A 19848-nucleotide genomic window follows, 5' to 3' on the forward strand; every position below is an offset into this window, starting at 1 on the left:
TATCTGGTTGCAGGCTAATGCAACCGGCGCGATTCCAGACTCCCAAGAAACTAGCTACAAGAAATGACGGTTGTTCAGGATTCTCGCCAGCGGATACGCCTTTTCTCACGGGGCAAATGATTTGATTCGGAGGCGGGCCGATGATTGTAATCGTTGACGAGCGCGAGCTCGTAACAGAGGGATACAATTCACTTTTCGACCGTGAGGGTGTCGCCTGCGCGGGCTTCGCGCCGGGCGAGTTCGGCGAGTGGGTAAGCTCGGCGGCGGATACCGACCTGAGGTCGGTTCGAGCCTTCCTGATCGGCGACTGCCGCGAAGGCTCGATCTCTCCCCGTCAGATCCGCGACCGCACCGGCGCACCGGTCATCGCCTTGAGCGAACAGCACTCGCTGGAAAACACGCTGCGGTTGTTCGAGAGCGGCGTGGACGACGTCATTCGCAAGCCCGTCCACATCCGCGAGATCCTCGCCCGCATCACCGCCATCCGCCGCCGCGCCCAGGAAGATGTCGCCTACACCGAGATTGGCGCCATGCGCATCTTCATGGATGGCCGCGATCCCGAGATCGACGGCCAGCCTTTGCCCTTGCCGCGCCGCGAGCGACGCATCCTCGAATATTTGGCCAGCAATCGCGGCCGCCGGGTCACAAAGACCCAGGTTTTCAACGCCATCTACGGCATCTTCGACGAAGAGGTCGAGGAGAACGTGGTCGAAAGCCACATCAGCAAATTGCGCAAGAAGCTGCGCGAGAAGCTGGGCACCGACCCGATCGATTCCAAGCGCTTCCTTGGCTACCGGCTCGTCTTCTGATGCAGCCCCGCGCCAGCCTCGCGCAAGACAGGATGCGTAGCCTCGTAGCCAGTGGCATCCGCATTGGAGCCAGCGGCATCCACATTGGGGAGACGTTTCGATGAGCCTCTACGGAATGATGCGGACCGGCGTTTCCGGCATGAATGCACAGGCAAACCGGCTGTCCACCACGGCCGACAACATCGCCAATTCCGACACCACCGGCTACAAGCGGTCCTCCGCCGAATTTTCGTCGCTGGTCATGCCGAGCACGGGCGGCGCCTACAATTCCGGCGGCGTCACCACGACGATCCGGCAGGCGGTCAGTGATCCGGGCGTGCTTCAATACACGACCTCGGTCTCCGACCTTGCCGTCAACGGCGACGGTTTCTTCGTCGTTCAAGATCCAAGCGGAACACCTTTCCTGACCCGAGCCGGCGCCTTCGTACCGGATGCGGAGGGCAGACTGGTCAACGCGGCCGGCTTCCAGCTGATGGCCTACAGCTACGCCAACGGCGTGCCGGCGGCGACGGTGAACGGCTTCGAGGGACTGACCCCGGTGCTCATCTCCGACCAGGGGATGACGGCAACGCCGAGCACCCAGGGTACCTACAGCGGCAACCTGCCGGCAGGCGCGACGCCGGTCGCCGCCGGCAATCTGCCCACCACCAACGCCGCGGGCGCGCAGTACACGTCGAAATCCTCGATGGTCGCCTACGACAATCTCGGCAACAAGAAGCTGCTCGACGTCTATTTCACCAACACCGGCGCCGGCACCTGGCAGGTGGCGGTCTTCGATCAGTCGAAGGCCACCGCCGGGACGTCTTTCCCTTACACCGGCGGCGCATTGGGCTCGGCCAACCTGACCTTCGACACCACCACCGGCAAGCTCACCGGCGCCGTCAACAGCGTCGGCCTGACGGTGCCCGGTGGCGCCGCCTTTTCGCTGGACCTGTCGGCATTGACCCAGCTCGGCGCTGGATTCACCGTTTCCGATGCCCAGGTGAACGGCAACGCACCGAGCACCATCGACAAGATCCAGATCAGCAAGGACGGCACCATCTCGGCGCAGTACAAGGACGGCTCCACCAAGGCGCTCTACAAGATCCCCCTGGCCGACGTGCAGAGCCCGGACCAGCTCAACGCTCTGCCAGGCAACGTCTACGCACAGGGCACCGAATCCGGCGCGGTCCGTATCGGCTTTGCCAATGAGGGCAAGGCCGGCTCCATCATCTCCGGCGCACTCGAGAATTCCAACGTCGATATCGCCGAAGAACTGACCAACATGATCGCGGCACAGCGCAGCTACACCGCCAATTCGAAAGTCTTCCAGACCGGTTCCGATCTGATGGACGTCCTTGTCAACCTGAAGAGATAAAACGGGCACTCCCCGTGAAAGACCCGCATGTCGTTGTCCACTGCACTGAGCATCGCCCAATCGGCGCTTATGAACACCGCGCGGCAGACCAGCGTCGTCTCGCGCAATGTCGCCGACGCCGACAATCCGGACTATTCGCGCCGCCAGGCCGTCGTACCCAGCACGGCGCCGGGCGCGCGTTCGGTTGATATCCGGCGCGCCGCCAACGACCTGCTGTTCCGCCAGAACCTCAGCGCGCTGTCGGCCTGGAGCGGCCAGAACGCGCTCTACAGCGGCATGGATCAGCTGGGCGTATCGGTCAATGGCGTCGACAATGCGTCCTCGCCCTCGACCGCGATCGGCAATCTGCAGCAAGCGCTGCAGCTCTATGCCACCTCGCCGTCCAACCAGAACCTCGGCGCCAGCGTCGTCGACGCCGCCAAGCAGGTCGTGCGATCCCTGAACGAGGGCTCCACGGCGATCCAGGATTTCCGCACCCAGACCGACGGCCAGATCGCCACCGCGGTCGACGACCTCAACTCGCTGCTCAGCCAGTTCCAGGATGCCAACACCGCGGTCATTTCCGGAACCCGTTCCGGCACCGATGTCTCCGATGCACTCGACCAGCGCGACGCGCTTTTGAAGAAGATCTCGGACTATATCCCGGTCTCGACCTTCACGCGCGGCGACAATGACATGGTCGTCACCACTGGCGACGGCACGACCCTGTTCGAAACCATTCCGCGCACGGTCAGCTTCGCGCCGTCGGCCGGCTACACCGCCGGTGCCGCAGGCAACGCGGTCTATATCGACAATGTGCCGATCTCGGCGGGAGCCGGCGGCAACACCAGCGCCAGCGGCAAGCTCGCCGGCCTGCTGCAATTGCGCGACAGTGTCGCCTCGACCATGCAGAGCCAGCTCGACGAAACCGCGCGCGGTCTGATCACGGCTTTTGCCGAAACCGCGCCTGCGCTGCCCAATGCAGCCGGCCTGTTCACCTGGTCCGGTGCGCCGGCGGTGCCGGCAGCCGGCACGCTGGTCAACGGCCTTGCCGGATCGATCAGCGTCAATGCGGCGATGGACCCAAGCGCCGGCGGCAATCCGACGCTGCTGCGCGATGGCGGTGCCAATGGTGCCGCTTATGTCGCCAACACCGGCGGCGGCGCCTCCTATTCCGACCTTCTGGTCGCCTATGGCGACCGACTCGACAAGCCGATGGCCTTCGACCCGGCCGCCGGGGTTTCGGCAACGTCCAGCGTTTCCGACTACGCGGCCAACTCGATCGGCTGGTTCGAGGGCGTGCGCCAGCAGGCATCGACCGCCTCCGACGCCAAGGAAGCGCTGGCATCGCGTAGCGCCGAGGCGCTGTCCAACGCGACCGGCGTCAATGTCGACCAGGAAATGTCGCTGCTGCTCGACCTCGAACACACCTATCAGGCATCGGCCCGGATGATGAAAACCGTCGACGACATGATGACGGCCTTGCTCAACGCGGTGGGATAATCCATGACTTCAGTCTCGTCAGCCGCCATATCGAACGCCATGCGCTCCCAGCAGATGCGCATGCAGGCCGAGCTTGTCAAAGCCACCAAAGAGTCCTCGACCGGCAGGGTCGCCGATGTCGGCCTGGCTCTCGGAGCGCGCACCGCGCAGTCCGTCACCTTCTCGCGCGATCTCGACCGCCTCAACGTCATCATCGACTCCAACGGCCTGGTCGGCTCCCGCTTGTCCTCGACGCAGACCTCGCTTAGCCAGCTCTCGACCGCGGCGCAGTCCTTTCTGTCCGCCCTGACCACCGCGTCATCGAGCGATTCTTCCAACAGTCTCACCCAAGCGTCGGGCAAGGCGACCATCCAGCAGCTGACCTCGATCCTCAACACCAGCGTCAACGGCGAGTACCTGTTTGCCGGCACCAACACCGACGTCAAGCCGATCAACGACTTCACCGCGGCCGGCTCGCCCGCGAAGGCGGCCTTCGATGCCGCCTTCGTCGCCAATTTCGGTTTCACCCAGGATGACCCTGCAGCGGCCAACGTCACCGCCACCCAGATGGACGACTTCATCACCAACGACGTCGTGCCGCAATTCATGGGCGCGGGCTGGCAAGGCAACTGGTCGAACGCCACCGACCAGCAGATCGTCAGCCGCATCGCCCTGAACGAAACCACCCCGACTTCGACCAGCGCCAACAGCGACGGCATCCAGAAGCTCGCCATGGCGGCGGCCATGGTCTCCAGCCTGATGTCCAGCAACATCAGCCAGGCCGCGAAGAACAAGGTCGTCAGCCGCTCCACGGCACTGGTCGGCGAAGCGCTGAGCGGCATTGGCCAGATTCAGTCAGAGACCGGCATCGTCCAGAAGCGGGTTTCCGATGCGAACGACCGCATGAAAACGCAGGTCGACCTTTTCGAACGGCACATTCTCGATCTGGAAGGCGTCGATCCGGCCGAGGCCGCGACCCGAGTTGCCGACCTGACACAGCACATCGAAACGTCCTTCGCACTGACCGCGCGCCTGCAGCAGCTCAGCCTGTTGAATTACCTGACCTGACAACGCTTAACGGAACGGTAGAGCCCCACCGATGTACCAATTCTCCTACGCCGATATCCAGAGCACCTCCGTCGCCGACGCCAAGGACCGGGAGCGGGAGCTCCTGACCCGTTCGATCGACATGCTGTCGGCGGCGGCCGCCGCCGGCCTCGGCTCGATGGAAGCGGTCGAGGCGCTGCATTTCACCAACCGCGTCTGGACCGCCTTCGTCGAAGATCTCGGCTCCAGCGACAACGCCCTGCCCAAGGAACTGCGCGCCAACCTCATCTCCATCGGCCTGTGGCTGCTGCGCGAGGCAGAGGACATTCGCCAGGGCCGCACCAACAATTTCGAAGGGCTGATCGAGGTGTCCCAGATCATCAGGGACGGCATTCAATGACCAACACGTTGAAGATATCGCTGAAGCCGAACGAGAAGATCTACATCAACGGCGCCGTTATCCGCGTCGACCGCAAGGTCACCGTCGAATTGATGAACGACGTGCAGTTCCTGCTCGAAAGCCATGTGATCCAGGCCGAAGACGCCTCGACGCCGCTCAAGCAGCTGTATTTCATCCTGCAGGTCATGCTGATGAATCCGGCCGGCGCGGCCGAGGCGCGCGACATGTTCCGGCGTTCGCTGCCGCTGCTGCTGGCAAGCTTCGAGGACGCCCAGATCTGCGCTGGACTGAAACAGATCGACCGCATGGTCGGCGAGGATCATATCTACGAGGCGCTGAAGGCCATCCGCGCGCTCTATCCGCTCGAACGCCGCGCGCTTGGCGACAATGACTATGTTCCGGGTGCTGCGCGCCCGTTGGCTGTGGGAGCACGATACTGATGAACGTGGACATGACGACGACGATACCGACTGGCGCCAACCAGGCCAGCCAGCAGACCTCGAAGACAGCGGTCGACTACCAGTCGTTCCTGAAGCTTCTGATCGCCGAGATGAAGAACCAGGACCCGACCAAGCCGATGGATTCGACGCAGTACGTCGCCCAGCTCGCCACCTTCTCGCAGGTCGAACAATCGGTGCAGACCAACACCAAGCTCGACCAGATCATGTCGTCGTCGGCGCTGTCGCAGGCCGATGCGCTGATCGGGCGCTCGATAACCTCCGCCGACGGCAAGACGACGGGCACGGTGGCGTCGGTGCGCCTCGCCAGCAGCGGCCTGATCGCGGTGCTGCAGAACGGCACCGAGGTCGCGGTCGGCCCGGGCGTCTCGATCAAGGCCGCGAGCTGACGCTTCCGGCAGGGCCAGTCCGATGAACGAGGCCGACGCTCTCGACATCGTCCAGTACGCGGTGTGGACGGTGCTCACTGCGTCCGCTCCGGTGGTGCTGGTCGCGATGGCGGTCGGCATCGGCATCGCCCTTATCCAGGCGCTGACGCAGGTCCAGGAGATCACCTTGACCTTCGTGCCCAAGATCGTCGCCATCATGCTGGTGGTGGCACTAACCGGCCCCTTCATCGGCAGCCAGATATCGGCCTTCACCAACGTCATCTTCGAGCGCATCCAGAACGGATTCTGAGCAAGCCGACGAAAGCCGCGCAGGTCCGTGCCGAACCATCGGGATCCTTGACCGGCGCGGAATGGAGACGTGGACCGCCTCTATCCCATTGTTGGACCATGATCTTTTTCGAAAGGTGTTCGCCCTTTCAACCGCCATGCCCTACTTTCGGCAAATGATCTGAGCAAACGGATCGTCTGACGAGCAGGCACGACATGGCAGGGACCCACCGATGATTGACGAAAAGCCGGAAAGCGAGAGCGTTTCGGCGCTGGCGCCCTTCCGGCACGGCATTTTCCGCGCCGTATGGGCCGCAAGTCTCGTCTCGAATTTCGGTGGCCTGATCCAGGGCGTCGGCGCCGCCTGGATGATGACGACGATCGCCACCTCGTCCTATCAGGTGGCCCTGGTCCAGGCTTCGACCACCTTGCCGATCATGCTGTTTGCGCTCGTCGCCGGCGCCATCGCCGACAGTTTCGACCGGCGCAATGTGATGCTGGTCGCCCAGACCTTCATGCTGGTAGTCTCGGTGCTTCTGACCCTGTTCACCTATGCCGGCCTGATGACGCCGTGGACGCTGCTGGCCTTCACCTTCCTGATCGACAGCGGCACGGCGCTCAACAGCCCGTCCTGGCAGGCCTCCGTCGGCGACATCGTGCCCCGCAACAAGGTGCCGGCCGCCGTCGCGCTCAACTCGATGGGCTTCAACCTGACCCGCAGCGTCGGCCCGGCGATCGGCGGCATCATCGTCGCCGCCGCCGGCGCGGCGGCGGCCTTCGCGGCCAACGCGGTGAGCTATATCGGCCTGATCGTCGTGCTGGCGCGCTGGAAGCCGGACCTGCCGGTCTCGACCTTGCCGCGTGAGTCGCTGGGCGCGGCCATGGGCGCCGGCCTGCGCTATGTCGCCATGTCGCCCAACATCGGCAAGGTGCTGGTCAGGGGCGCGGCTTTCGGCTTCAGCGCCGGCGCGGTGCTGGCGCTCTTGCCGCTGGTGGCGCGCGATGTCGTCAAGGGCGATGCCCTGACCTACGGCATCATGCTCGGCGCTTTCGGCATCGGCGCGGTCGGTGGCGCCTTGATCAGCGTCAGGCTGCGGCAGCTGCTGTCCAGCGAGACGATGGTGCGCTCAGCATTCGCCGGCTTTGCCGCCTGTGCCTTCAATGCCGCCGTCAGCCATCACGCCTGGCAGACGTCGCTCGGCCTGCTTGTCGGCGGTGCCTGCTGGGTGATCGCCCTTTCGCATTTCAACGTCACCGTGCAGATGGCGACACCGCGCTGGGTGGTCGGCCGGGTGCTGTCGGTCTATCAGACCGCGACCTTCGGCGGCATCGCGCTCGGCAGCTGGATCTGGGGCGTCGTCGCCGATGCGCATGGCGCCGAAACCGCGCTGATCGCGGCCAGCATCGCCATGCTGGCTGGCGGCGCCATCGGCTTCTTGCTGCCGCTGCCGCAGCAGCAGGTGCTCAACCTCGATCCGCTCAACCGCTTCAAGGAGCCGCACCTTGCGCTCGACCTGAAGCCGCGCAGCGGTCCGATCGCCATCATGATCGAATACATCATCCGCGACGAGGACGTGCCGGAGTTCCTCGCCACCATGGCCGAACGCGGCCGCATCCGCCGCCGTGACGGCGCCCGCAACTGGACGCTGGCGCGCGACCTCGAAAATCCGGCGATCTGGATCGAGCACTATCATACGCCGACCTGGCTCGAATATGTGCGTCACAATGGACGCATCACCCATGCCGACGCCATCATCGGCGACCGCTTGCGGGCGCTGCACAGCGGCGACGAACTGCCGCGCGTGCGCCGCATGATCGAGCGCCCGACGACCGCGGGCACGGCGCTCGTGATGGCCAAGGGACCGATCGAGCACTAACCGGGCCCACCTTTGGGCGGCATGCACTACCCTTCGCCCGACAGGTCCCTGCGCGCCTTGTCGAGTTCCTCGGCATAGCGCCGCATCAGATGGCCTTCGGTCAACAGTCCCAGCACGATGCGGTCAGCGAAATCCTCGACCACGGCGAGCTCTTCAGCGCCGGCGCGCTGGAAGGTCTCGGCGGCGGACTGCACGTTCATGCTCGGCACCAGCACCGCGTCCTTGTACTTGGCAAGATCGCGCACCGCCACCTCGCCATCGGAAGGATCGCTGTGCAGCTCGGCCACGATCAGCACGCCGACATAGTGATCGCCCGCGTCGACGGCAATGATGCGCTGGGCCGAACCGAGCGGCACTTGACTGCGGAAGGCCGCCAGCGTCGTCGAGGCATGGATGGTCTTGATGTCCTTGCGCATCATCGAGCCGACGGTGAGGCTGCGCATCCAGCCGACGTCGTGGGCGCTGCGGATGGTCTCGCCGCGCAGATGGAAGCGCCATGTCGAGAAGGAGTAGCCAAACGTCTCGCGCACCAGGATGGCCGACATGATCGAAGCCGCCAGCACGACACCGGTCAGCGTCAGGTCGCGGGTCGATTCCAGCGCCAGGAAGGTCATCGTCAGCGGGCCGCCGACGACGCCGACGGCGAGCGACGTCATGCCGACGACGGCGGCAACAGCGGGATCAATGCCGGTGGCCGGCGAGACAAGCGCCATCACACCGGCAAACGCCTTGCCAAGCAGTGCACCGAGGAACAGCGAGGCGAAGAACAGCCCGCCGCGAAAGCCCGAGCCCAACGAGATGGCGGACGCCGCCAGTTTCAAAACGAAGACGCTGGCCACCACAGCCAGACCGTAGTTCATCGCGAATTCGCGATGCAGCGCGCCATGGCCGCTGGACAGGACTTGCGGCGTGATTAGCCCAAGCAGCCCGACGATGACACCGCCAATGACGGGGCGCAGCGACGCATCGATCGACAGCCTGGCAAAACCGCGTTCGATGAGCGTCACCAGATGCATGATGGCGATCGAGGCCGCACCGCCGAGCAGGCCGAGCAGCAGGAACGGCACGTACTGGCTGGCGGTCAGCGCCGGCAGGCCCGAAAGCTCGAGCGGAAACGGCACGCCGCCGAACACTTCCGCCGTCAGCGAGGCTGAGATCGCGGCGGTCATGACAGGCGCGACATTGGCGACCGAATAGATGCCGATCACCAGTTCGAAACCATAGAAGGCGCCCGTCAGTGGCGCATCGAAGGCGGCGGCGATGGCGCCGGCGGCGCCACAGCCGACCAGGATGCGGACATCGTTGCGGCGCAGCCGGAAGATGCCTGCCAGCCGCGACGCCAGGCCGGACCCGACCTGCGTGTAGCCGGCTTCCAGCCCGACCGAGGCGCCGAAACCGCTGGAGATCATCGTCTGACCGGCGATGATGAAGGTGTCGGTGAGCGACATGCGCCCGCCATAGAGCGCGTTGGCTTCGATCGGGTCGATCGGCGTGCGGAATTTGCGCAGTCTGAGCCAGATCACCGTCAGCCCGAGCAGGATGCCGCCGATCGCCGGTATCAGCGCCTGCATCGGGTTGGCGAGCGAGAACATGCCGGAAAGCCGGCCACCGGGCTGAACGCCGAACAGCAGCCCGTGCAGGTCCTGCACGATCTGGCTCATCGCCGTGACAAGGATGCCTGCCATCACCCCGACGACACCGGCCAGGACGACCACGGCGATGCCGCGCGCCTCGAGCAGCGGCACCGATCTGATCAGCACCGAGCGCAGCCGGCGGGCGTAGACTTCGCTGTGGTTTCTGGAAAGCACCGGGGCGGCTCGCCGATATCGGAAGAGGCAGTGGAAAGCCCGCCTGATACGCCCGGCGACACGGCATGGCAACCACATTGGCGACAGACAAGGCGCCATTGTGGCATGGGGCGACCGGCTGCGGCCGCGGCTGGCTCTGTTGGAACGCGAACGGCTGCCGCTGGCTGACAGATCGATCAGGTCGGCTTGGGATCGCCGGCCTCATAGAGCACCAGATTGCGCTCGCCGATGCCAAGTGCCGGCCAGCTCGCGCGCCAGTCCGCAAGGTGCCGCGAGCGGAAATGCGCGTCGAGCGCTGCCCTGTCGCTCCAGACCTCCGTGACACTGATGAGCCCGGCATCGAACACATCCTGCGCATAGGAATATTCGAGGCAACCGGGCTCGGCGCGGCTGGCTGAGGCCATGCGCTCCATCGCGGGCTTCGCTTCCCCGAGCTTTTCCGGCGGCAAGCGGATGGTGCCGATGATCAGGAGCATGGGATTTCCTTTTTGGAAGCGGCGGTCGAGAGCCCAGTAGCCAGTCTCCCACCCTCGCGCAAGCTTGGCCGGTTAGGCTCACAAGGCTGCCGCGCGGGCAGGCTTGGCATTTTGGGGACGACATGGCGATCAGCGAAAGCATCCAGCCCGGCGCAGTGGCCAAGAACGGCCGCGACGTCTTCTTCGCCATCGGCATCGTCATCATCCTGGCCGTGCTGTTCCTGCCGATCCCGGCCTTTCTCATCGACATCGGCCTCGCCTTCTCGATCGCGCTTTCGGTGCTGATCCTGATGGTCGCGCTGTGGATCCAGCGACCGCTCGATTTCTCGTCGTTCCCGACCGTTCTGCTCATCGCCACCATGCTGCGGCTGTCGCTCAACATCGCCACCACGCGCATGATCCTGTCGCATGGCAATGAAGGCACGCACGCGGCCGGCTACGTCATCGCCGGCTTCTCCAAGCTGGTGATGGCCAGCGACTTCGTCATCGGCCTCATCGTCTTCATGATCCTCATCGTGGTGAACTTCATCGTCATCACCAAGGGCGCCACCCGTATCGCCGAGGTCGGCGCCCGCTTCACCCTCGACGCCATCCCCGGCAAGCAGATGTCGATCGACGCCGATCTCTCCGCCGGCATGATCAACGACAAGACAGCGCAACTGCGCCGCCGCGAGCTGGAAGAGGAATCCTCCTTCTTCGGTTCGATGGACGGCGCCTCGAAATTCGTCCGCGGCGACGCCATCGCCGGCCTCATCATCACCGCCATCAACATCGTCGGCGGCATCGCCATCGGCTATATCAGGCACGGCATGGGCATGGGCGAAGCCGCCGACGTGTTCATCAAGCTGTCCGTCGGCGACGGCCTCGTCACCCAGATCCCGGCGCTGATCGTCTCATTGGCTGCCGGCTTGCTGGTGTCCAAGGGCGGCACGCGCGGTTCGACCAACCAGGCGGTGTTCGGCCAGCTCGGCGCCCATCCGCGTGCGCTCTATGTGGCGGCATCGCTGCTGGTGCTGCTCGGCCTGATGCCCGGCCTGCCGCTGTTTCCATTCTTTGCGCTGGCCGCTGGCATGGCCGGCCTCGGCTACATCATTCCGATGCGCCACAACCGCGCCGTCGCCGYCGCCGAAGCGATCAAGGACCAGGAGAAGGCGACCAAGGTCGAAGAGGAAAAGAACTCGGTCAAGGCATCGCTCGCCACCGCCGAGATCGAGCTGCTGATCGGCAAGCAGCTGTCGACGCGGCTGCTGGTGTCGCATCAGGAACTGGTTTTCCGCATGTCCAAGATGCGCAAGAAGTTTGCCACGCAATACGGCTTCGTCGTGCCGGAAGTGCGGGTTGCCGACGATTTCGCCATCCCGCCGAAGAGCTACCAGATCAAGGTGCACGGCACCGTGGTGGCCGAATACCAGATGCGCGTCGGCGAGATCATGGTGCTGCTCGGCAACCGCGATATTCCCGAAATACCGGGCGAGGAAATCCGCGAGCCGGCCTTCGGCATGCGCGCCTATTCCGTGGTCGAAACCTTCGCCGAAGACCTGAAGCGCGAGAACTACACCTTCGCCGATAACATGTCGGTGCTGCTCACCCATCTCTCCGAGGTCATCCGCAACAACCTGCCGCAGCTTCTGTCCTACAAGGACATGAAGGCGCTGCTCGAGCGGCAGGACCAGGAATACCGTAAGCTCGCCGACGAGATCTGCACCACGCACATCTCCTATCCCGGCCTGCAGGCGGTGCTGAAGCTGCTGCTTGCCGAACGGGTCTCGATCCGCAATCTGCATCTGATCATCGAGGCTATCGCCGAGATCGCGCCGCATGTGCGCCGCACCGAGCAGATCGTCGAGCATGTCCGCATCCGCATGGCGCAGCAGATCTGCGGCGACCTCTCGGAAGGGGGCGTGCTCAAGGTGCTGCGCCTCGGCAATCGCTGGGACCTCGCATTTCACCAGAGCCTCAAGCGCGACGCCAAGGGCGAGGTGCGCGAGTTCGACATCGATCCGCGCCAGCTGGAAGAGTTCGGCCAGGACGCGACCAAGGCGATCAAGAAACATCTGGAAGCCGGCGAGCGCTTCGTGCTGGTCACCGCGCCCGACGCCCGCCCCTATGTGCGCATGATCATCGAGCGGCTGTTCACCACGCTGCCGGTGCTCAGCCACGTCGAGATCGCCAAGGGCGTCGAGATCAGGGTGCTCGGGACCATATCGTGAGCGTTCTCTCGCAAGGCGTCGTCATCGCGGCGTTCCTCGCCTTCTGCCGCATCGGCGCGTGCTTCATGCTGATGCCCGGCCTGTCCAGCGCCCGCGTCCCGGTCCAGGTCAGGCTGTTCGTGGCGGTCGCCGCCACTGGCGGCCTGCTCGCCTTCCTGTGGGACCGCATCTTTCCCTTCGTCGATCCGCGACCGCAGATCCTGGTGCCGATGATCATCTCGGAACTCCTGGTCGGCGGGCTGATCGGCGCCATGACCAGGCTTTACATGGAAGCCTTGCGCTTCATGGGCTCGGCCATCGCCATGCTGATCGGCTATGGCGGCACCGGCGGACCGGCGATCGAGGAGCCGGAACCGCAGGCAGCGCTTGCCGCCATCATCTCGTTCTCGGCCCTGTTGATGCTGTTCGTCTTCGATTTCGACCACGAGATAGTGCGCGCGCTGGTGACCTCCTACACGGTCGCGCCGGTCAACATCTTCTTCAACCCGCAGGCCGCACTCGTCGATGTCACCGACACGGTATCGGACACGTTCTTCCTGGTCATCCGCCTCGGCAGTCCGTTTGTCGCTTATGCCATTCTCGTCAATCTGACGATCGGCTTCGTCAACAAGCTGACCCCGCAGATCCCGATCTATTTCATCTCGCAGCCCTTCATCATCGCCGGCGGCATGATCATCTTCTACTTTGCCGTCGGCACCATGCTCTCGCTGTTCGTCGCCGGCTTTGTCGACCTGACATTGGCACGATAGCCATGAGCACGCGCAGGGACCGCCTGAAGAAACTGGTCAAGGTGCAGGAGCAGCTGAAGGCGCTGCACGAAACCCGTCACGCCACCTTCCTTGCCGCGGCCGGCGCCGCCGAGACCGAAGCCCGGGATCTGGTCGGGCATTTCGACCGGGCCGATTCCCTCTCCGGCGTGTTTCCCGATCTCTACCATCGCCGCATTGCCAGCGCGGTCGGGCGCCAGGAGGCGAGCCTCGAAAGCGCCAGGCAGGAAGCCAGCCTCGTCGCCGCGGCAACCGCCCGCACCAACATGGTCGAACGCGCCTACAAGGACGTGCGCAACCGCGACGAGCGCGAACGCTCCGACCGCGAGCGCCTCGACCTGATCGCGCAGAAGCGGAGCGCAGAGTAGTGCCGGGGTGCTGATAGTTGGCCCAAATCTGCCAGACTAATCCTCTCAATGTCCGGAATTACGGTTGCGAAGAGCGCCCATCCGCCTGCTGCGGGAATTGCCGGTCGACGTTCATGCTAACTTCAGTGACCAGCTTGCGGCGAAGAGCCATAGTGTAGTCGTTTGGCCCCTTCGGCGTTATGACAAAAGCTTGGGATCCGCCAATGACGAATTTGGCAAAATAGGATGCCAATGGTTGGTCGGGATTCTCATCTTCCGTTGGAATGGCGATCGCGTTGATCGTGTATCCCTTGGCAATGGCGTTCAGCCTGCTCGGCTGAACGGGAAGTCCGTCGTTGTTCTCACCATTGGAAGAGATGTCGATTACTTTCTTGGCCGCCTTTCCAGGAAACTGGTCGAGCAGAAGACTTCCGACGTCGATGGCCGAGGAAACGGATGTTCCGCTTCGTCCTCTGCGAATATTGCCGGTATCGCCTCTCTTGTTGATCACCGACGCAGCCGCCTTGGCATCTTCCAGCCCGCAGATGCTTGTCCATGGCAGCACCATGCGTGTGTGCCCCGGGCTCGACCATTCAAAGTAGGCCACGCCGATGCAGCCAACATAATTTCGGGTGATGGCCGCGATGATCTCGGGCGAAGTGAGCGCTGCGGCATGTCCCTCCCGCTGCAGGTCAGCAATCTCCGGATCAATCGAAGACGAGTAATCGACTGCGAATACGACAGCAACATCAACATTGGCGGCATGTGCCTGCAGCCCCCAAAACACCGAGGCGACAAGCGTTCCCGCCAGTCTCAAATATGAGCTGGCCCGCTTTGCCAGCGCTCTGACCGTCGGCATCAGAATGCCGCTGCGTATCACTCGCGCCAGAAAGCTTGCCAGCGCCACCATTACAGTGCCCTCGCGACAGGTCCGGCCGCCGACCGAGACCATGGGCCCTGTGCTGAGCGGCGGTCCGCTTGGCAACACGTTCGCATCACCGCTTAGGCTCATCACGTTCCTCCATTGGATCTGAATTGGCAGCGGGACGATGGCCCGCCCAGGCCGCAGGCGCCGCGGCAAAGGCAGGGGCCACGTGGAAGGGCGGAATCGGGCCGGTCAGCAGGGGCGCGCGCGCCCGCGGCGTTCGGTTCGACATTGCGACGGACAGGATCGCACCGAGAATGATCGCGGCGCCCAGTGCGCCTGCGGGTGAGTTCCGCTCACCGAGCAAGATCGCCGCGCCTAGAGCCCCGAAGACGCTTTCGGCACTGACGATCACGGCGGCATGGCTAGCGGAGGTAAAGCGCTGTGCGGCAATCTGTATGCCGAAAGCGATCGCGGTGGAGAACACGCCGAGGACCGCCAGTTCCGGGCCGGCTGCAAATGCCGCGGCCAGTGAAAGGTTGCCTTGCATTGCCCCGAGCGGCAGGGCGAAGGCGGCGGCGCCGAGGAACTGTGTCGCCGCCGCGGTGAACGGCCGCGCATGGGTCTGCATGTGCCGGCCGAGCTCGACCATCCAGAGCGCATAGCAGGCAGCCGACAGGATGGCGGTGAGATCGCCGCTGCTGAGACTGGCGAACCCGCCGGACAAAAGCAGAGCACCGACCATGGTCAGCCCGGCGGCGGCTGCAAGACTCGCTGTCGGACGTTCGCCGATGAGCAGCCAGGCGGCCAGTGGTGTCATCACAGTTGCGGTGCTCACCAGGAAGCTTGCATTTGTGACAGTGGCGCCGAGATAGCAAAGCTGCTGAAGCGTGATGGAGATGGCAAACAGCGCACCCACCCTGGCCAGGCTGGAGAAATGGCCCGGCCCGGCAGGCAGTCGCCTTTCGGTCAAGACAAAGGGCAGCACCAGCAGCCCACCGATCAGGCAACGCAGGCCGACGGCACTCAGCGCGTCGAGATGAACAAGCACTGTCTTTTGCGCGACATTGCCCAAGCCCCATAGAGCAGCGGCAAACAGCAGCAGCAAATTGGCCCTAAGCTTGGACATACACCGCATCCCTCGGACTAAAGCCCGTCGCGGTTTGCGATGGCTCCAGCCACTTCAGGGCGCCCGGTTCGGTCCGCTACGACCGGTGTTTCGTTCAGGTGCCCCTACTTAAGCGATGCCTTAATTGATCTGCCGTCACAGGAGCGCTTGAATGCGTGGTTCTACCGGTTGCGAAGCGTTAGTTTTGAGTTAGGATTTCGTCAGGCTGGGAAGCTTTTAAGAAAATGCAAAGTGAGGACAGCGTCGCCGCAAGCAAAATCTCACTCTTCGGCGGCTTCCGGATTGAAAAGGAAACTGTCGGTCCACTCTGGTTGACCGGGAAGCGGGGCCCCGCGATCATTGCCTATCTGGCCCGCTGCCCGGGCATGGCGGCGACAAGGGAAAGACTGGCTGATCTGCTATGGGGCGATAGCGACAGCGAACACTCGCGCAACAGCCTGCGGCAAACCCTCAGCGTTCTACGCCGTGATCTATCACGGGCGGGTGTGGATATCGTGCATTCCCGGAGGGAGTTGATCGGCCTCAGGCCGGATGCGGTTCGAGTTGACGTCGAGGAGTTTGAATCCGGGCTCTCCGCGCGTTCCGCGCCGGAACTCGAGACGGCTCTGGCGCACTACACCGGACCATTTCTTGATGGGGTTTATCTGGGGAGCAACGCTTTCGACGACTGGGCGGCGGCTGAACGCGACAGGCTGCTGGGCCGCGCGCTTGAGTCCTTCGAAAAACTCGCCCGCCTCGTGGACACAGAGGCCGGACTCGCCCTGGCGGATCGAGTTCTGGCCATGGAACCGACGCGGGAGGAGTCCTATCGGCTCAAGATGGAATTGCTCGCCGCGTGTGGCCAGCGCGACAGGGCGATAAGGACGTATGAGGCTTGCAGGAGCATGCTGAAGAAGGAGTTCGGCGTTGAAACCAGCCCTGAGACGCGGGCGCTTTGGCAATCCCTGCTATCTGCCGCCGACACGACGTCAAATCTGCAACCGGCAAATGGTGCTCCGGCCGGCCAGCGCCCCGGGCGCCCCTCCATCAGCGTTGCCGACTTCGTCAACCTGACCGGAAAGCGAGGCGACGACTTTTTCGCCAGGGGGCTCGTCCAGGACATAACCACGGCCCTCTCCGAGGTGGCCGACTATGTCGTGCTCTCCGCGCTTCCGTCCAAGGACAAGAGCGGCGATGAATCCCAAACGCCGGGAATGCTCCGGGCGCGATACATGCTCAGCGGCAGCATCCAGCGATCCGGCAACGGGCTGAGGGTGAACGTCCAGCTTGTCGATGCTGGCAGCGGCCACAATGTCTGGGCCCAGAAGTTCGACGGCCACTCGGAGAACGCGCTCGAATTCCAGGACCGGATCGCACAGTCGGTTGTGCTGGCTGTGACCCTCGAACTTCAACTGACCAACTGGAAGGTTCGCGACAAGAGCCCGCCGGGCGCCCCTGAAGTGCGCAGGTTGGTGAACGAAGCTCTCATGAAGTATTTTGAGATGACCCGGGACTCACTGTTGGTCGGGATAGAGCTTGCCGAGAAGGCCATTTCGGTGGGACCCGACAACGCCCGTGCACAGCGGACGCTTTCGATCGTAATTTCCATGGGCATTGCGTTTGGCGCACTGCCTCGCGAGCCAGGGCAGATCGAGCGTGCGGTTGAGCTTGCGGAAGCAGCGGTACGGGCAGTGCCCGACGACGAAATTGCCCGCTGCATCCTGTCATTCGCTCTCGAAAGTTCCGGCCGAATCGACGAGGCGATCGCCGAATGCCAACATGCGATCAGCCTCAACCCAAGCTATCCGAGTGGCCACGGCGATATTTCGATGCTCTTTGCGTTGCGCGGACAGGTTAGTGAAGCAGTGCGTGAGGCCAACGAGGCAATCCGGCTCGGCACGTATGACGTCATCGACTTCTGGCGTCACCATGGCCTGGCTGTGGCACTGTTCGCCGCCGGAGACGACCGGCGGGCGCTCGAAGCCGCCCGCAAGGTGGTCAGGACAAAGCCGGGCTTCGTTCGTGGCGCCCTTTATTGGGCCGCGGCCGCTTCGGCAACCGGAAACAACGAAGAAGCGACACGGGCCATCCATCATTGCCTGTCACAGCTTCCTCATCTCAACCTCGGTAATGTCTGCCCCGGCTTTGTGCCACGCTATGTGAAGGATCATCATCACGCGAGATTCCTTGAAATGCTGTCGAGGGCTGGCCTTCCTGCTTCCTAGTGGAACCTGGCTACGCGACCGGGATCGTGGCGGCCATCTCGCAGCCGGATTCAGCCCGCGTGCTTGGAACAAATGACGGGCCAGACTGTTCACCTCTGATACGACGCTGACGTGCCCGCTGGGTAAGCGGCGATCTTAAGGAGTTCTCATCATGAACATGTCGTCCACGTTTCGTTCAGTCGCGTTTGCCGCCATCGCCACTGCGGGCGTAAGCCTTGCCAGCGCCGCGCATGCCGACAGCGGGACGATCCGCTTCTCCGTCTACAAGGCTGCCTTCTTTGTGGGTGGCTCTGGAGGCGAAGGCACGCTGACCTTCCATGGCCGCCGCTATCCCGTCTCTGTCGGCGGCATCTCAGGCGGCCTCGCCTTCGGGGTTTCCAAGACCTACTTCCAAGGTACCGTTCGCCACATTCGCCGCGTCCGGGATGTAACGGGGGTCTATGGGGCGGCGGGCGGTGGCGGTGCGCTCGGCAAAGGGGCCCAGGTGATCGTCATGACCAACGACAAGGGCGCCCAACTCGAGCTCACCGGCAAGCAGGTAGGCATGCAGGTCAACGCCGATCTCAGCGGTATGGCCATTACGGTGAAGTAGGACGTCGCTCCGTTCGGCGTCCCTGCGGTCGGTTCACTACGCTGCATACAACGGTAGGCTTTCTAGCCATGCCATTTAGGAAGCCGACGTTCCGCTTTCGGCCAAAACCGCGACGTCCGAATGGTGGCTTGGCGATGTCGGCAGTTGGCGACGGGACCAAGAAGCATGCCTGCGTTCCACCAATGCCCGCCGCGCAAGCCTGCCACAAGCTTGTTGAGGCATGGTCTGGCTAAGGAAAACCGATAAAAGGCGGACTTTCTTGGCGATTTCTCCACCCAGCGACATCGTTATGGATGTGGCCCGAGCCGTCGACCCGACGGACATCGAGGCCGCCCGTGCCGCGCTGACCAAGCGCGCGGGTGGTGCTACCGGGACGTTTTCGGTCGACACCGCCGCTTCGGTCGATGCCGGCTCGATCCTGTCGCGGGCCACCGCCGACAAGGCCGCGACGACCGACCCGGCCAAGAAGTTCAAGAAGTTCGAGGCGATGGTGCTGCAGACCTTCATCCAGAACATGCTGCCCAAGGACACCGAAGGCGTCTACGGCAAGGGCCTCGCCGGCGACATGTGGAAATCGCAGCTTGCCGAGCGGGTGGCCGACGTGATGGCCGAACGCGGCGGCATCGGCATCGCCAAGTCGATGCTCGCCGACCACTATCTCGAAGGCAAGCGCGTCGTGCCGGTCGGTCCGGTTTCGGGCGGGCCGGAAAAGACCGAGATCGATCAACAGAACAGCCTGTCGACCTCGCTGGTCCACGAATTGCAACGCAAGGCGGCCCGGTCGATCACCGGTGACGACATAGCCATCAAGACAGACATCAAGATCTAGGAATGCCCCCGAAACCGGCAGTCGGTTTTGGGAAGGATCATGCCAAAACACTGAGACAGTGCGTATCCGAGTTCAATCTAACCAGACCGGGATTCTCATGGCCGACTTTTCGGAATTCACCGCCAACCTGCCAGCACGCACGACCGCGTCGGAAGCGCCGATCCCGTTCGCGCGCCCGGGCAACCTTGCCGCCATCATCGGCCGCATCGAGGAAGTGGTCGAGGAAGAGACGGCCGGCATCCGCAACGCGACCAATTATGATCTCAAGGCGTCGAACGCCCGCAAGAGCCGCTATCTCTACGAACTGACGCGCGCCATGCGGGGCGGCAGCGAAGCCGAATTCCTCGAACAGCACCGCGAAGGCCTGACCCGGCTGCGCCATAAGCTGGCCAAGAACGAGGCGGCGATCCTGGCTCACCTCAGCGCGGTCAACGAGGTTGCCAGCCTGCTGCGGCACGCCATCCAGCGCGCGGAAACCGACGGCACCTATTCCGCCGGCGAGTTCGGCTGGATGAAGGCATGATGCCGAACACTATGCCCAGCCAAAAAGATAGTG

At 63.7% G+C, this 19848-nt stretch carries 20 protein-coding genes; 16 read left to right on the forward strand and 4 right to left on the reverse strand.

Features of this window, described 5'->3' with window-relative positions; all coding sequences use genetic code 11:
* Positions 1-140 precede the first annotated feature (140 nt).
* From AC1D2G_RS12285 to AC1D2G_RS12325, 9 genes are all read left to right on the forward strand, one after another.
* Positions 141-809, forward strand: coding sequence for a response regulator transcription factor (locus AC1D2G_RS12285; RefSeq protein WP_111547800.1), 669 nt, complete (start codon positions 141-143; stop codon positions 807-809).
* 100 nt (positions 810-909) lie between these two features.
* Positions 910-2166, forward strand: coding sequence for a flagellar hook protein FlgE (locus AC1D2G_RS12290; RefSeq protein ID WP_477395394.1), 1257 nt, complete (start codon positions 910-912; stop codon positions 2164-2166).
* 27 nt (positions 2167-2193) lie between these two features.
* Positions 2194-3648, forward strand: a complete 1455-nt coding sequence (gene flgK, locus AC1D2G_RS12295; RefSeq protein ID WP_477414225.1) for a flagellar hook-associated protein FlgK — start codon at positions 2194-2196, stop codon at positions 3646-3648.
* A gap of 3 nt (positions 3649-3651) precedes the next feature.
* The gene (locus AC1D2G_RS12300; RefSeq protein ID WP_477414227.1) at positions 3652-4695 is read left to right on the forward strand and encodes a flagellar hook-associated family protein; all 1044 of its coding nucleotides are present in this window, start codon (positions 3652-3654) and stop codon (positions 4693-4695) included.
* 31 nt (positions 4696-4726) lie between these two features.
* The gene (flaF, locus tag AC1D2G_RS12305) at positions 4727-5074 is read left to right on the forward strand and encodes a flagellar biosynthesis regulator FlaF (protein WP_477228045.1); all 348 of its coding nucleotides are present in this window, start codon (positions 4727-4729) and stop codon (positions 5072-5074) included.
* Positions 5071-5514, forward strand: a complete 444-nt coding sequence (gene flbT / locus AC1D2G_RS12310; RefSeq protein ID WP_457150816.1) for a flagellar biosynthesis repressor FlbT — start codon at positions 5071-5073, stop codon at positions 5512-5514. Before flaF ends, flbT begins: the two co-directional genes overlap by 4 nt.
* Positions 5514-5921: a flagellar hook assembly protein FlgD gene (flgD, locus tag AC1D2G_RS12315; RefSeq protein WP_095084528.1), complete on the forward strand. Its 408-nt coding sequence runs from the start codon at positions 5514-5516 to the stop codon at positions 5919-5921. The genes flbT and flgD overlap by 1 nt, the downstream gene beginning before the upstream one ends.
* 22 nt (positions 5922-5943) lie before the next feature.
* Complete coding sequence (gene fliQ / locus AC1D2G_RS12320) at positions 5944-6210, forward strand: flagellar biosynthesis protein FliQ (protein ID WP_095084529.1); 267 nt, start codon at positions 5944-5946, stop codon at positions 6208-6210.
* 211 nt (positions 6211-6421) lie between these two features.
* Entirely contained in the window at positions 6422-8065 is a 1644-nt protein-coding gene (locus tag AC1D2G_RS12325; protein WP_477228044.1) for an MFS transporter, read from the forward strand.
* 26 nt (positions 8066-8091) lie between these two features.
* Here AC1D2G_RS12325 and AC1D2G_RS12330 read toward each other — a convergent pair whose 3' ends face one another.
* Entirely contained in the window at positions 8092-9873 is a 1782-nt protein-coding gene (locus tag AC1D2G_RS12330; RefSeq protein WP_477228043.1) for a chloride channel protein, read from the reverse strand.
* Between the two features lie 176 nt (positions 9874-10049).
* Positions 10050-10349 carry a putative quinol monooxygenase gene (locus AC1D2G_RS12335; protein WP_477414229.1) on the reverse strand — a complete coding sequence of 100 codons (300 nt, stop codon included), beginning with the start codon at positions 10347-10349 and terminating at the stop codon, positions 10050-10052.
* Between the two features lie 122 nt (positions 10350-10471).
* On the opposite strand from AC1D2G_RS12335, the gene flhA reads away from it, so the two are divergent.
* Genes flhA through AC1D2G_RS12350 form a run of 3 tightly spaced genes read left to right on the forward strand, consistent with a single transcriptional unit; the run spans position 10472 to position 13694 of the window.
* Entirely contained in the window at positions 10472-12559 is a 2088-nt protein-coding gene (gene flhA / locus AC1D2G_RS12340) for a flagellar biosynthesis protein FlhA (protein ID WP_477414231.1), read from the forward strand.
* Positions 12556-13308: a flagellar biosynthetic protein FliR gene (gene fliR / locus AC1D2G_RS12345; protein WP_477228041.1), complete on the forward strand. Its 753-nt coding sequence runs from the start codon at positions 12556-12558 to the stop codon at positions 13306-13308. Before flhA ends, fliR begins: the two co-directional genes overlap by 4 nt.
* 2 nt (positions 13309-13310) lie before the next feature.
* On the forward strand, positions 13311-13694 hold the full coding sequence (locus tag AC1D2G_RS12350) for a hypothetical protein (protein WP_477414233.1): 384 nt from the start codon (positions 13311-13313) through the stop codon (positions 13692-13694).
* 58 nt (positions 13695-13752) lie between these two features.
* Here the strand turns inward: AC1D2G_RS12350 and AC1D2G_RS12355 are convergent, their stop codons facing one another.
* Together AC1D2G_RS12355 and AC1D2G_RS12360 are read right to left on the reverse strand one after the other, a co-directional pair.
* The gene (locus tag AC1D2G_RS12355) at positions 13753-14532 is read right to left on the reverse strand and encodes a DUF1194 domain-containing protein (RefSeq protein ID WP_477228093.1); all 780 of its coding nucleotides are present in this window, start codon (positions 14530-14532) and stop codon (positions 13753-13755) included.
* 136 nt (positions 14533-14668) lie between these two features.
* Positions 14669-15667, reverse strand: a complete 999-nt coding sequence (locus AC1D2G_RS12360; RefSeq protein ID WP_477228040.1) for a DMT family transporter — start codon at positions 15665-15667, stop codon at positions 14669-14671.
* 224 nt (positions 15668-15891) lie between these two features.
* On the opposite strand from AC1D2G_RS12360, the gene AC1D2G_RS12365 reads away from it, so the two are divergent.
* The 4 genes from AC1D2G_RS12365 to AC1D2G_RS12380 all read left to right on the forward strand — a co-directional run bounded on the left by AC1D2G_RS12365 (position 15892) and on the right by AC1D2G_RS12380 (position 19815).
* The gene (locus AC1D2G_RS12365; RefSeq protein WP_477414235.1) at positions 15892-17871 is read left to right on the forward strand and encodes a BTAD domain-containing putative transcriptional regulator; all 1980 of its coding nucleotides are present in this window, start codon (positions 15892-15894) and stop codon (positions 17869-17871) included.
* 151 nt (positions 17872-18022) lie between these two features.
* Entirely contained in the window at positions 18023-18463 is a 441-nt protein-coding gene (locus tag AC1D2G_RS12370; RefSeq protein WP_477414237.1) for a hypothetical protein, read from the forward strand.
* A 220-nt stretch (positions 18464-18683) separates the two neighbouring features.
* Positions 18684-19292, forward strand: a complete 609-nt coding sequence (locus AC1D2G_RS12375) for a rod-binding protein (RefSeq protein WP_477228037.1) — start codon at positions 18684-18686, stop codon at positions 19290-19292.
* A gap of 97 nt (positions 19293-19389) precedes the next feature.
* Positions 19390-19815, forward strand: a complete 426-nt coding sequence (locus AC1D2G_RS12380; RefSeq protein WP_477228036.1) for a hypothetical protein — start codon at positions 19390-19392, stop codon at positions 19813-19815.
* Positions 19816-19848: the final 33 nt, after the last annotated feature.

Source organism: Mesorhizobium sp. P2_C7, from assembly GCF_056404515.1.